The sequence below is a fragment of the Nocardiopsis akebiae genome (genome assembly GCF_018316795.1).
GTDB classification, from domain to species: Bacteria; Actinomycetota; Actinomycetes; order Streptosporangiales; family Streptosporangiaceae; genus Nocardiopsis; species Nocardiopsis dassonvillei.
On record NZ_CP074132.1, the window covers coordinates 917,423 to 929,576 of the forward strand.

Consider the following 12,154-nt stretch of genomic DNA (forward strand, 5'->3'; position numbering starts at 1 on the left):
GGGCCACCCGGCGCCCCCACCGGCCCTCCCCCGGGTTTGTCCCGCCACCCGCCGGTTAAGGGAGTGCGGACCAGGGCCGGGGGCACCCGCCCCCGGCGCCGCACGACGCCGAGGGGGAACGCCATGAGCGTGGCGAGCCGGATGCTGGAGACCTATCCCAAGGACCTGGGCGGGGCGGACCGCGAGAGGCTGCGGGCCTGCATCGAGGCGTGCTTCGAGTGCGCCCAGGCCTGTACCGCCTGCGCGGACGCCTGTCTGAGCGAGGACGGGGTCGCCGACCTCGTCAAGTGCGTCCGCACCGACCTCGACTGCGCCGACCAGTGCGAGACCACCGGCCGGGTGCTCTCGCGTCACACCGGTTACGACGCCAACCTGACCCGCGCGGTCCTGGAGGCCTGCGCGCAGGCCTGCAAGACGTGCGCCGAGGAGTGCGAGCGGCACGCCTCCATGCACGACCACTGCCGGGTGTGCGCCGAGGCGTGCCGACGGTGCGAGCGGGCGTGCCGCGAGCTGATCGACACGCTCTGAACTCTGCCTGAAAGGCGGTCCGGCCCGTCCGGGCGGCGGGCCGGACCGCCCGCGGGGGTGCGCGTCGCGGCCTTCGGGGCCCGGCGCGTGGCACGCGGATTCGCGGCACGGGCGCCGGAACCGCCCGGTTCAGGCCTCCGCGACCTCCGGCAGGACGGAGCTGAACAGCTCGACCACGCGGCGGGGGTCGGAGAACCCCTGGCCGTACACGTAGGCGACCGAGAACCCGGTCTCGGCCAGCTCCAGCAGCTGACGGACCAGCGCGTCCCGCGTGGTGTCGGGGGTGACGGAGAAGGTCGTGGTCCTCTCGATCCGGTCGTAGTCGCGCCCCAGGTCCTCGCAGTGCCGCCGGAGCACGTCGAGCTTGTGCGCCGCGTCCGGGCCGCCGAAGATGTTGCACGCGTCCGCGTACTGGGCGACCATGCGCAGCGTCTTGCGCTCCCCGCCGCCGCCGATCATCAGGTACGGGTGCGGTGTGGAGATGTTCTGCGGCGAGTTGAGGGTGCGCTCCAGCGTGTGGTGCCTGCCCCGGTAGGGGCCCTCGTCCCCGCCCCACATCTGGAGGCAGATCTGGACCGTCTCCTCCAGGCGCTCGAACCGCTCCGCCGTGGACGGGAACGGGATACCCAGGCCGTGCGCCTCGTCGGCGTACCAGGCGGCTCCGATGCCCAGCCCGGCGCGCCCGCCGGACAGCGTGTCCAGGGTGCTGATCTGCTTGGCCAGCACACCCGGTTCGCGGTACACGGCCCCCGTGACCAGGGTGTGCAGGAGGACCCGCTCGGTGTGCGCGGCCAGGAAGCCCAGAGCGGTGTACGCCTCCAGCATGGCGTTCTCCTGCGGGCCGATGTCCCCGCCCATCTGCCAGAAGTGGTCCATCACCGTGAGCCGTGAGACGCCCGCGGCCTCGGCGGCGCGGGCGGTGTCGGCGAGTGTGGGGCCGATGGCGGGGGTTCCGCCGTCCCAGGTGAAGTCGGCGACGTGCAGACCGAGTTCCATGTGTCCTCCTCGACGCGTGCCCGGAGGGTCCCGGACGGGGCCCAGTCTGCTGCCTGTGCCCCGTGCGTGCCAGGGCGCGACACGGCCTGGAAGCGGGGTGCCCGGTCGGCGCCGAGGCGCGGTGCCTGATGCGGGCGGGCGGCCCCGGGCGCGTGTGGTGTCCGAGGCGGGAGCGGGGAGCCGGGCGCGCGTGGTGTTCGAGGTGGGCGGTCAGCGCCGCATGCGCAGGGTGTGGCGCAGGACGGCCTCGATCTCGCCCACGGTGGGGGTGTCCCCTCCCAGCAGCACGCGTGCGCACAACCCGTCCGAAACCGAGGGGAAGGCCTCCACCGCGACCGGGTCGTCGGTGTGGCGCCGGGCGATCTCGGTGAGGGTCTGCCGCCAGCGCAGGGCCATCGGGCGCAGTGCGGGGCGGCGTGCGGCGAGCAGTGTCAGCTCCCGTTCGGCCAAGGCGCGGCGGCGGTCGGGCCCGGCGGCCTCGGCGATGAGCTGGGCCAGGGTCGCGAGGTCGTCGCCGTCGGCGTCCATGACCCGGCGCAGCTGTGCGATGTAGGAGTCCGAGGCCACGGTCAGGGCGGCCACGAGCAGGTCGTCCAGGGTGGCGAAGTAGTAGGCCACCGAACTCGCGGGCACCCCGGCCTCCCCGGCGACCGTGCGGTGGGTTGCCCCGGAGACCCCGTCGCGTTCGATGACGCGCAGGGCCGCGGCGATGATCGCCTCCCGCTTGCGTTCGCCCCGGGCGCGGCGTCCGTCGACTCGCGCGCCGGTCGTTCGCGTCATCTGCGCCTCCAGGGCCGCGTGCTGCTCGGCTCGCTGGAGTCTAGCAGCGCGCGCTCCCGGCGCGCGGGCGGGCGACGGCCCTCAGACCGCCCCGAACTGCAACAACACCACCCCGAGGGTCGCGAGACCGATGCCTGCGGACTGGGCGCGCGTCAGCCGGTCGCCGAGGAGGAGGGAGCCGGCCAGCGTGACGGCGACGACTCCCGCGGCGGCCCAGACGGCGTAGGCGACCCCGAGTTGGAGCCCTTCGAGGAGCGCCAGCGAGAACAGGTAGTAGGCGCCCAGGACCGAGGCGACCGTCAGCGCCGTCGGCAGCAGCCGGGTGAACCCGTCGGAGTAGCGCGTGGCGAGGGCTCCGACCACCTCCAGGGCCACGGTCCCGGCGAGGAGGGCGTAGGCGATCAGCATGCTTGCTCCCAGATGTTTCGCGTCGGAGCAGAGCCTCACACAAAACGAACGATAGTTCAACTATTTCTGGTCAAGGCATCATTGCTCCAGCTCTAATCCGTGGGGTATAAGTTGAACGATCGTTCATATAAATTCGGGGCGCAGGGGTCCCGTGATGCGGAGGGGTACGCCATGGCCTGGTTCTTCCTGGTCGCGACCATCGGGACCGAGGTACTCGGGGCGTTCGCGACCCGCGCCTCGGACGGCTTCACCGCCCCCGTCCCCACGGCGCTGGCGGTCGTCAGCGTGGTAGCGGCCTACTACCTCTTCTCCCTCGCGCTGCGGCACGGGATGCCCGTCGGGGTCGCCTACGGCCTGTGGACGGCGCTGGGCGTGGCCGCCGTGGCGACCCTAGGCGTCGTCCTGCTCGGGGAGGCGCTCACCTGGCCGAGGGCGGGCGGTCTGCTGCTGGTGGCCGTCGGCACGGCGCTCCTCCAGATGGGCGGACGTGAGGAGGGGGAGCGGGCCGCCTCGGGGCCGTCCCCCGGGCCCGGGGAGTGACCGGGGACGGCCCACCCTAGGATGGCCCGCATGCCTCCTCTCCAATGCGCCGGAACACTCCGGTGAAGGTCTCCTCGGTCGTCTCCTTCACCGCCTTCGTGGCCGTGTTCGTCCTCTCGCGCCAGGCCACGCGCCGCTTCCTGGCCGAGACGGTCGAGTTCTCCGGCTTCGTACTCGAAGCCGCCTCGTTCGCGGCCTCGCTGGCCCTGGCCGGGCTGGCCTCCGGCGCGGTCCTGTACACGGCCCGCCTCTTCCAGCGGGACTGACTCCCGGTCGGCGCGAGGAAGGGACATCACGCGCCGAGTGCCCGCGGATAACGGGAAAGTCCCAGTACACGGCGGTGACGGCCGTACGGGAGGGTCGGAACCTAGACTTTCCCACGTGGCAGCGGAGAGGGCGCACGGGGACGTGCGCGGTGCGGCGGACGGCACCCGCGACGTGCACCGGGAAGCACGCGGCGCGGCCGGGAAAGCGCGCGGTGCGCACGGGGCCCTCCTCCACCCGCCCGGCGGCCGCAACCCCGCCGCCGCCCGCACCCGGCGGGAGCGCCCGTGACCGGCCCCGACCGCGGACACCGCCGCGGCGACGCACCGCGGACCCCGGCCGACCCGGCCGGACCTCGGGGCACGTCCGGTGTCCGCCTCACGCGGAGGCTGCGCCTGGACCCCATCGGCCCCGAGCACGCCCGCGAGCTGTGGCGGCTGCACCGGGATCCCGGCGTCGCCCGCTGGTACGGCGGCAGGTGGACGCGGGGGGAGGCCTGGGAGAGCGCCCTGCACATGGAACGCGCCTGGGAGACCGACGGCGTCCACAAGTGGATCGCGCACGACCGGTGGACCGGCGAGCTGGTGGGGCGCGGCGGCCTGTCCCGCGCCGTGGTGGACTCCCTGTGGTGCCTGGAGGTCGGCTGGGCGATCCGCGAGTGCTTCTGGGGGCTCGGCTACGCCAGCGAGATCGGCCGCGCGGGGCTGGAGTTCGCCTTCCACGACCTCGGCGCGGACGAGGTGGTCTCCTTCACCGAGGTGCACAACCTCCGTTCCCGCGCGGTCATGGAACGGCTCGGGTTCGGCTACGCGCGCGAGATCCGCCACGGCGGAGAGCCCTTCGCGCTCTACCTCATCAGACGCCCCTGAGCCGGGGCGGACATGCGGCGGTGCGGGGGTTCCGGCCAGCACGGGGACGGTACGCCGCGCCGTAAAAACGTTGCCCGGGCCCGACCTGCGGCGTTAGCGTCCCTCCCATGAGAGCTTTGACTGAGCGGGACATCCGGACGTCGTTCGTGAACTGCTCGAAGGGGGAGGCGCAGCGGCTCTCGCTGCCGCGCGACCTGGACCGGCGCCCGTGGGAGGACCTGGACTTCCTCGGCTGGCGCGACCACACCGCGCACGAACGCGCCTACCTGGTCACCGAGCGCGGCGACCGGCTCGTCGGCGTGGCCTTCCGCCTGTCCAACGTCCGCGCCGGGCTGCGCCGGAGCATGTGCTCGGTGTGCCTGACCACGCACCCCGGGCGGGGCGTGGCACTGCTGGCCGCGCCCAAGGCGAAGCGCGCCGGCAAGGACGGCAGCACGGTGGGCCTGTACATGTGCACCGACTTCGCCTGCTCGCTGTACATCCGCGGGAAGAAGGAGCCGGAGCAGGGAGGGCGCTTCGAGGAGTCCCTCACCGTGGACGAGCAGATCGCCCGCGCCTCGGCCAACCTGGGCGGCTTCCTGGACCGGCTGTCGGCCTGACCCGCGGGCGGGCCCCGGACACCACGGCGGCGGGCGCCACGCCCGCCGCCGTCCCGTGTGCCCGACGTGTCACGGGCCGCCGCCGGACCCGCCCCCGGGGACCGGGTGTCCCGGCTGTCCCGGCGGCCCCCTCCGGCACCGCTCAGTCCACCGGGTGCCGGGGCTCCACCACCGTCTCCGGCCCCGGATAGACGAGCCGCTCCTCCCCGTCCGGGAACCGCACCACGTACGGCGGCCCGTCGTCGGCGCCGCGTACCTCCACGATCTCCCCGACGTGCTGACCCTCGGTGCTCACGACCCCGTGCGTACGCACGTAGTCGCCGATGGACGCCCGCATGACCTCTCCCCCCGTTCGACCGGTTGGCCGTCACCCACGGGACCTACCCGAAACGCCGGTCCGGCGAAACGGCCCCGCGCGGGCGCCGGGTAGGCACAAGTGCGTATCCGGTCCCCGACGAACCACAGATGCGGGGCGGGGGCCACTCTTCCTAGCGTGGTGCACCACGAGAGCGGAAGAGAGGGGAAACCGTGCTCACGGTGCGCGAACTGACCAAACGCTACGGGGGCAGGACGGCGGTGGACGGCCTCACCTTCACCGTCGAACCCGGGCGGGTGACGGGCTTCCTGGGGCCCAACGGCGCGGGCAAGTCCACGACCATGCGGATGATGCTGGGCCTGGCCCGGCCCACGTCGGGGCAGGCCCTGGTCAACGGCCGGGAGTACGCGCGGCTGGACCGGCCGACGCGGCAGGTCGGCGCCCTGCTGTCGCCGGACGCCGCCCACCCCGGACGCAGCGCCCGCGCCCACCTGACCGCGAAGGCGGCGGGCGGCGGGATTCCGAGGAGCCGGGTGGACGAGGTGCTGGAGGAGGTCGGCCTGACCGGCGTCGCCCGCCAGCGGGTGCACGGGTACTCCCTGGGCATGCGCCAGCGGTTGGGCGTCGCGGACGCGCTGCTGGGGGACCCGGGGGTGCTGCTGTTCGACGAACCGGTGAACGGGCTCGACCTGGACGGCGTGCGGTGGATGCGCGACCTGACGCGGCGACTCGCCGACGAGGGGCGCACCGTGTTCGTCTCCAGCCACCTGATGAGCGAGATGGAGATGGTCGCCGACCACCTGGTCGTGGTGGGCCGGGGGCGGCTGATCGCGGACGCGCCGATCTCCGAGGTCATCGCGGCCTGGTCGCGCACGCACGTGCTGGTGCGCAGCCCGGACGCCGCGAGGCTGCGGGAGGGGCTGGAGCGGCTTGGGCCGTCGGTGCGGACCGAGGCGGCGGAGGACGCCCGGGACGACAGGGGTGTTCGGGGAGTCAGGGAAGCCGGTGACGCCCGTGACGGCGGGGGTGTCCGGGACGGTGGGGAACCCGGAAGCGCGAGAGGTGTCCGTGTCGGCGGGGAACCCGGAAGCGTAGGAGATGTCCGGGACAGCGGTGACTCCGGTGCCGAGCGATCAGCACGGGGTGCCGGTGATGGACGGGGCCGAGACGGCAGCCGGAACCGGGGTGACGGCTGGGACCGGGGCGACGGCCGGAGCAGCGGTCTGAGGGTGTTCGGGCTCGGCGTGGCGGAGGTCGGCGACCACGCGCACGCCGTGGGCGCACGGGTCCACGGGCTCCGGCTGGAGGAGGCCTCGCTGGAGGAGGCCTACCTGGAACTGACCGGGGACTCCGTCGAGTACGGCGTCCGCTCCGGGCCCGCCTCCGGCCAGAACGCTTCGGGGAACGCGCCGGGGGACACGGGACCCGCCGCCGGGGACCCGGTGTCTCCCGGGAGTACCGCGGGACCGGCCGGGCCACTGCGCCGCCTGGGACGCGGGAGGTCCCGGTGAACCGGTGGTGGGAGGAAGGGGAGAGGGCCCGGGGCGGAAACCGAAGCGGGCGGGACGACAGGGGTGAGGAGAGCATGACGGGTGAGTCGAGGGTGTTCGGTGCGACGGGTGCGACGGGTGCGACGGGTGTGAAGGAGGGGTCCGGAACCCCCGCGAGCGACGAGGGACCGCGGCGAGCAGCGGGAACGGTGGAGGCGGCCGTGGCGGGGGCCGACCGCTCCGGGGGCCGCCCCCGGACGGACCTGTTCCGGGAGGTCGCCGCCGAGTGGATCCGGCAGTCGTCCCTGCGCTCCACGTGGTGGGCGTTCGGCGCCGCGCTGGCGGGCATGGCCGTGTTCGCCGCGATCATGGGCTACACCGAGTGGACCCGGATCATGGAGAACCCGGACGAGGCGGACGGCGCCGCGTTCATGCGGCTCACCTCGCAGGGGCACTTCTACCTGGTGCAGATCGCCGTGCTGGTGATGGCCGCGCTGACCGCGACCGGGGAGTTCGGCAACCGCAGCGTCACCAGCACCCTGCTGTGGCGGCCCGCCCGGGGGACCGTGCTGGTCGCGCGCACGCTGGTGTCCTCCGCACTCGCCTTCGCGGCGGGCGTGCTCGCCACGGTGACGGCGGTCGCGGTGCTGAGCGTGTTCGTCGGCCGGTACGCCTCCGCCGACGTCGCCGGGACCCTGGCGACGTCGCTGAGCGCGGGCGTGTGCATGGCGCTGTTCGCGGTGCTGTTCGTCGGGATCGGCACGGCGACGCGGAGCATGCCGGGCACGTTCATCGTGGGGTTCCTGCTGCTCATGGGGTTGCCGATGGTCATGCAGCTCTCCCAGGTGCAGATGATCAGCGACTTCGCGGCGCTGATGCCGGGAACGGCCGGAATCGAGTTCTACGCGGGCGGTGACGTGGGCTTCTACACGGCCCCGCACGATGGGCCGGTGAACATCGCCGCGGTCGTGGGCTGGGCCCTGGCCGCGCAGATCGTGGCCCACACCGAGCTGCGCGTGCGTGACGTGTAAAGGACCGGAGGAGCCTGACGGGGCCCTACCGGTGGCCGGAGGCCCGGGACGCGCAAGGCGCGTTCCGGGCCTCCGCGGTGCCGGGTGCGGGCGCCTGGCCCGAGCCCTCCCGGCGCCCGCCCGGGGACTAGTCCTCGCCGACGAACTCCATCGCGGGCAGGTCCGGCGACGGGCCGTCCAGGATCGGGTCCCGCCCACCGCGCAGGTGGGCGTCGAAGAAGGCCGTGACGTAGGCGCGCTGCGCCCGGACGGACTCCTCGGGGTCGACGGTGCCGATCGCCCCCTCCACCAGGTCGGGCCAGGCGCGGTTGCCGGGCTGGAGGGCCTCGTCGACGCCGGGCAGAACCCACTGGTGGTCGGTGTAGCTGAAGTGCTCGCCCTCGGCCATGTACAGCTCCAGGACGTCCACCGAGGAGGCGTCCACGAAGGTCCGGAACCCGGCGCTGTATCCGCTGTGGTGCGGTTCGAGCCCGGCCCCGGCCCTCCCCGCGGTCAGGAGCGCGAAGGGGCGGTCGGCGCCCCGCAGGTTGGCCTCCGACCACACCTCGTCGCCGACGTGGTAGCCGATGGTGCCGTCCAGGTCCAGCCCCGCGTCGACGCGGTCGTCCTCCAGCATCACCTCGGCGGTGGTGAGCCCTCCGGCGGAGTGGCCGAACATGCCCACCGCGTCCAGGTCCAGCGCCCCGCCCAGGCCCTCGGGGGGCTCCTGGCCGCCCGCGTCGGGGCTGTCGCCCTCCGCGAGCGCGGTCAGCCCGTCCAGGACCAGGCGGGTGTCCGCGCGCCGGACCGCGACGGCCTCCTTGAGGGCCCCGGTGCTGAAGGAGGGGGCGCTCGTGCGCAGTACCCGGCCGTCGGGCATGTCCACGGCGAGAGTCTCGTAGGGGTGGTCCACGGCGGCCACCACGTACCCGTGGGAGGCGAGTTCCTCCAGGTGCAGGGCGTTGAGGAACCGGGACTGCTCCAGCCCCGGGGAGTAGAGGATGACGGGGAACGGGCCGGTGTCGGCGGCCGGGACGTCCTGGAGGGCGTTGACCCGGAAGGCGTCGAAGTCGACGCTGTCGCGGTGGAGTCCTCCCTGCTCCAGTTCGCTCTTGAGCACCCCGGAGACGGAGGGCGTGACGTAGGGCGCGGGTTCGCCGGTGCCCGTGCCGGCCCCGGCGGAGGCGCCGCCCTCCCCGTCCGCGCCGGTGCCTTCTCCGGCCGGGTACCAGACGCTGACCATGACGTCCCGTTCGGTGGCCTCCTCCACCCAGGGGTGGCCGCGGTCGGGGTCGACCAGGTGCAGTTCGGTCCGGCCGACGGCGTGCGGGCCGGTGGGTTCGGGCGCGGTGAGGACCACGCTCCCGGAGTCGGTGGCCGCGTTGAGGGCGGTGGGGATCGAGAACGCCGCGGCGAGGACGAGGGCGGCCGACCCGTAGGCGGTCGCGCGCCTGGCGCGGACGGAGTTGGTGGTGTTCATGCCAGCCATGCTCGGGGCCGGGACGCCCGGCGCGCATCGCCTGGACGGCAGCGGGCGGGTAGGCACAAAGGGGTAGGGCGGGCGGTGGGAGCGGCGGGTCGGGGCGTGGGGAACGGGGTGAGGGCACGCCGACGGAGAGGGCCCTGGGGACCCCCCGATTCCATCGAACCGCAGCGGCTACTCCCGCCGCCAGCCCCGATCCCCGCCTGTGGAAAACCTGTGGACCCGCGTCCATGAACCCGCATCCCCGGGCCGGTCGGCGCCCGCGGACGGCTTCCACCGGTGGGCCCCTCGCCCAGCGCGCCGGGACCGGACCGGGACTGGACCGCGGCCTCAGGCCGGTCCGGCTCAGACCAGTCCGGCCTCGTAGGCCACCACGGCGGCCTGCACCCGGTTGCGCACGTCGAGCCTGGTGAGGATCGACCCCACGTGCACTTTGACCGTGCCCGGGGCGATGGCCAGGCGGCGCGCGATCTCGTCGTTGGAGCACCCCTGGCCGACCAGCGCCAGCACCCCGCGTTCGCGTTCGGTGAGCCGCCCGACCCGCTCCCGCGCCGCCGACGCGCGGGACAGCCGCCCCCCGGAGGAGTCCAGTTCGTCGATCACCCGGCGCGCCACCTCCGGCGACAGGTACGCCCCGCCCTCCGCGACCGCGCGCAGCCCCTCCACCAGCTGCCGGGGGTTCCCGCTCTTGAGCACGAACCCGCTGGCGCCCCCGGACAGGGCCCGCGCGATGTAGGCGTCCTCGGAGAACGTGGTGAGGATGACGACCGCCGTCTCCGGGTGCTCCCGGGCGATGGCCTCCGTCGCGGCCAGGCCGTCCGTGCCGGGCATCTGCACGTCCAGCAGCGCGATGTCGGGACGGTGCTCGGCGACCAGTGCCACGGCGGCGTCGCCGTCCCCGGCCTCGCCCACCACCTCGATCCCCGGCGCCGCCGACAGGATCGCGCGCAGTCCGGCGCGCATCATGGCCTCGTCGTCCGCGAGGACGACGCGAAGCGCCCCGGCGCCGTCTGTCGCGTTCACGCCGACACCCTACTGCGCCGTCCGGCCAGTGCGCCGCCAGGTCAGTCGGTCCGCTGGATCTCGTCCTTGGCGACCAGGACACCGCCCTCGAAGCACAGCCGGTACACCGGCGGCAGCCCGTTCTCGTACCGGGACAGGTAGAAGAGGCACCGGGCGCCGGGCGGCGCGGACGGTTCGGAGGCCCGGGCCGACACCGAACCCTCGGGATAGGAGAACCGGGGGAGCACCCCCTCCACCCGCTCCCGGTCGTCCCCCACGGACAACCGCTCGTACCGCTCCGCGGGCAGGACGGTGTTGGTACCCACCCAGGACAGCAGGCCTAAGCCGACCGCCACCAGCCCCAGGCCCAGCGCTGCCGGAACGGCCACGGCGGCCACCAGCCGGCGCCGCGCGCGGGCGCGGGCCTCGCCGTGGGCGCGACGCGTCTCCGATTCCCCGGGCTCCTCCGCCCCGCCCCCGGCGCCGGGGTCGGGCACGGTCGCCCGTACGGCGAATCCCGCGCCCTCCTCCCGGCCCGCGGCGAAGCTCCCGCCGAGCCCCTCCACCAGGGAGCGCAGCCCGGCCAGGCCGGACCCGTCCCCACTCCGCGCGGGCAGCACCGTCCGCACGGCCTCCGGCGGTCCTGTGTCGCTGACCGACACCCGGGTCCGGTCGTCCTCGCGGACCACCCGCACGGTCACCTCCGCCCCCGGCGCGTACTTGGCCGCGTTGGTCAGCGCCTCCTGGACCACCCGGTGCACGGCGCCCCCGCCCGGTGCGGACGGGTCCGGGTCGGGGCCCTCCCGCAGCAGCCGGACCCGCATACCGGCGTCCGAGGCGCGCTGCACCAGGGCCGCCACCGACTCGCCCGCGTTCGGCTCGCCTGTGGTCAGCGGGCCCGCGTCGAACCCGCCCGGACTCGGCCCGGCGACGCCCGGTCCGGAAGCGGCTTCGCCGCGGCCGTCGCCACCGCCGTCACCGTCGTCGTCCTCGCGCAGCACCCCGATGACCTCCCGCAGCCGCAGGTTGGCCTCGTGCGCCGCCGTGCGCAGCTCACCGGCTGCCCGTCCCTGCTCGGAGCCCTCCGGCGCGGTCATCTCCAGGGCCGCCGCGCGCACCGCGATCAGCGCGAGGTCGTGGCCGAGGGAGTCGTGCATCCGGGTCGCGATCCGGGCGCGCTCCCGCAGGCGGGCCCGGTCGGCCTCGGCCGCGCGGGTCCGCTCCATGCGCTCGGCGATCTCCCAGCCGCCCCGCCACACCCTGCGGCGCAGGCGCTGGTAGCGGCCGAACAGCCACGGGGCGAGCGTGCTCAGCGCGATGACGAGGACGGCGCCCAGCCAGTCCACGGAGTCGGACAGGAACGCGCGGACGCCCGTGCCGGACACCAGCCCCGCCGACAGGTGCAGGACGAGGGTGAACGAGCACGCCGCGACCACCATCGCCACCACCGGGCGCACCCGTTCCGAGCGCAGGCCGGTGAGCAGCGCCAGCACAGCCACGGCCAGCCAGGGCGCGATCACGGTGGTCTCCACCACCAGGAACCCCGAGGCGGACGTCTGCAGGACCGCCCCGCTGAGCATGACGCCCAGCGAGACGAACGGCAGGGGACGGGACAGGGCCGCCGCGACGGCCAGGGCGGCCAGCAGGAGGCACGTTTCGAGGACCGGCGGCCGGTCGCGGACCCCGGAGAGCTCGATCACGATCAGCGCGCCCAGAAGGGCCCACAGCACGGCCTCGAAGGCCGGACGTGCCCACCCGCGCGGTTCTCTCCGGATCTCCCGCATGGCCACAGGCTAGTCAGCCCTCAAGTCAGCACCCCTGCCAGCACGCCCGTCGACCGGTGTCTCCGGAGCCGCGCCGAACCTTCCC

15 protein-coding genes are annotated in these 12,154 nt (G+C 74.4%); 8 read left to right on the top strand and 7 right to left on the bottom strand.

The genetic code is table 11. The features are described from left to right. The first annotated feature begins 123 nt into the window (after window positions 1–123). A complete protein-coding gene (locus KGD83_RS03935) occupies window positions 124–528 on the top strand; it encodes a four-helix bundle copper-binding protein (RefSeq protein ID WP_212642565.1) in 405 nt (134 codons plus the stop codon). A gap of 129 nt (window positions 529–657) precedes the next feature. Here KGD83_RS03935 and KGD83_RS03940 read toward each other — a convergent pair whose 3' ends face one another. The 3 genes from KGD83_RS03940 to KGD83_RS03950 form a co-directional block, all read right to left on the bottom strand. Then, a complete protein-coding gene (locus KGD83_RS03940) occupies window positions 658–1,524 on the bottom strand; it encodes an LLM class F420-dependent oxidoreductase (protein ID WP_212642566.1) in 867 nt (288 codons plus the stop codon). 210 nt (window positions 1,525–1,734) lie between these two features. Next, window positions 1,735–2,304: a TetR/AcrR family transcriptional regulator gene (locus KGD83_RS03945; RefSeq protein ID WP_212642567.1), complete on the bottom strand. Its 570-nt coding sequence runs from the start codon at window positions 2,302–2,304 to the stop codon at window positions 1,735–1,737. 81 nt (window positions 2,305–2,385) lie between these two features. Next, entirely contained in the window at window positions 2,386–2,712 is a 327-nt protein-coding gene (locus KGD83_RS03950) for a DMT family transporter (RefSeq protein WP_212642568.1), read from the bottom strand. Window positions 2,713–2,883: 171 nt separating this feature from the next. On the opposite strand from KGD83_RS03950, the gene KGD83_RS03955 reads away from it, so the two are divergent. From KGD83_RS03955 to KGD83_RS03975, 5 genes are all read left to right on the top strand, one after another. Beyond that, window positions 2,884–3,252, top strand: coding sequence for a DMT family transporter (locus KGD83_RS03955; protein ID WP_212642569.1), 369 nt, complete (start codon window positions 2,884–2,886; stop codon window positions 3,250–3,252). A gap of 62 nt (window positions 3,253–3,314) precedes the next feature. Next, complete coding sequence (locus KGD83_RS03960; protein ID WP_212642570.1) at window positions 3,315–3,518, top strand: hypothetical protein; 204 nt, start codon at window positions 3,315–3,317, stop codon at window positions 3,516–3,518. Window positions 3,519–3,633: 115 nt separating this feature from the next. Further along, a complete protein-coding gene (locus tag KGD83_RS03965) occupies window positions 3,634–3,807 on the top strand; it encodes a hypothetical protein (protein ID WP_212642571.1) in 174 nt (57 codons plus the stop codon). Beyond that, the gene (locus tag KGD83_RS03970; RefSeq protein ID WP_212642572.1) at window positions 3,804–4,385 is read left to right on the top strand and encodes a GNAT family N-acetyltransferase; all 582 of its coding nucleotides are present in this window, start codon (window positions 3,804–3,806) and stop codon (window positions 4,383–4,385) included. The genes KGD83_RS03965 and KGD83_RS03970 overlap by 4 nt, the downstream gene beginning before the upstream one ends. Window positions 4,386–4,492: 107 nt before the next feature. Then, window positions 4,493–4,984, top strand: coding sequence for an FBP domain-containing protein (locus KGD83_RS03975; RefSeq protein ID WP_212642573.1), 492 nt, complete (start codon window positions 4,493–4,495; stop codon window positions 4,982–4,984). A gap of 142 nt (window positions 4,985–5,126) precedes the next feature. Here the strand turns inward: KGD83_RS03975 and KGD83_RS03980 are convergent, their stop codons facing one another. Further along, window positions 5,127–5,321, bottom strand: a complete 195-nt coding sequence (locus KGD83_RS03980) for a DUF1918 domain-containing protein (protein WP_013155254.1) — start codon at window positions 5,319–5,321, stop codon at window positions 5,127–5,129. A 191-nt stretch (window positions 5,322–5,512) separates the two neighbouring features. On the opposite strand from KGD83_RS03980, the gene KGD83_RS29280 reads away from it, so the two are divergent. Beyond that, window positions 5,513–6,811 (top strand): ABC transporter ATP-binding protein, encoded by a 1,299-nt coding sequence (locus KGD83_RS29280; RefSeq protein ID WP_212642574.1) that lies wholly within the window; start codon window positions 5,513–5,515, stop codon window positions 6,809–6,811. A 74-nt stretch (window positions 6,812–6,885) separates the two neighbouring features. Beyond that, a complete protein-coding gene (locus tag KGD83_RS03990) occupies window positions 6,886–7,821 on the top strand; it encodes an ABC transporter permease (RefSeq protein ID WP_212642575.1) in 936 nt (311 codons plus the stop codon). Window positions 7,822–7,948: 127 nt separating this feature from the next. Here the strand turns inward: KGD83_RS03990 and KGD83_RS03995 are convergent, their stop codons facing one another. From KGD83_RS03995 to KGD83_RS04005, 3 genes are all read right to left on the bottom strand, one after another. Then, a complete protein-coding gene (locus KGD83_RS03995) occupies window positions 7,949–9,280 on the bottom strand; it encodes an alpha/beta hydrolase family protein (protein ID WP_212642576.1) in 1,332 nt (443 codons plus the stop codon). 348 nt (window positions 9,281–9,628) lie between these two features. Continuing rightward, window positions 9,629–10,306: a response regulator gene (locus tag KGD83_RS04000; RefSeq protein ID WP_212642577.1), complete on the bottom strand. Its 678-nt coding sequence runs from the start codon at window positions 10,304–10,306 to the stop codon at window positions 9,629–9,631. 41 nt (window positions 10,307–10,347) lie between these two features. Next, on the bottom strand, window positions 10,348–12,069 hold the full coding sequence (locus tag KGD83_RS04005; protein WP_212642578.1) for a sensor histidine kinase: 1,722 nt from the start codon (window positions 12,067–12,069) through the stop codon (window positions 10,348–10,350). Window positions 12,070–12,154 lie beyond the last annotated feature (85 nt).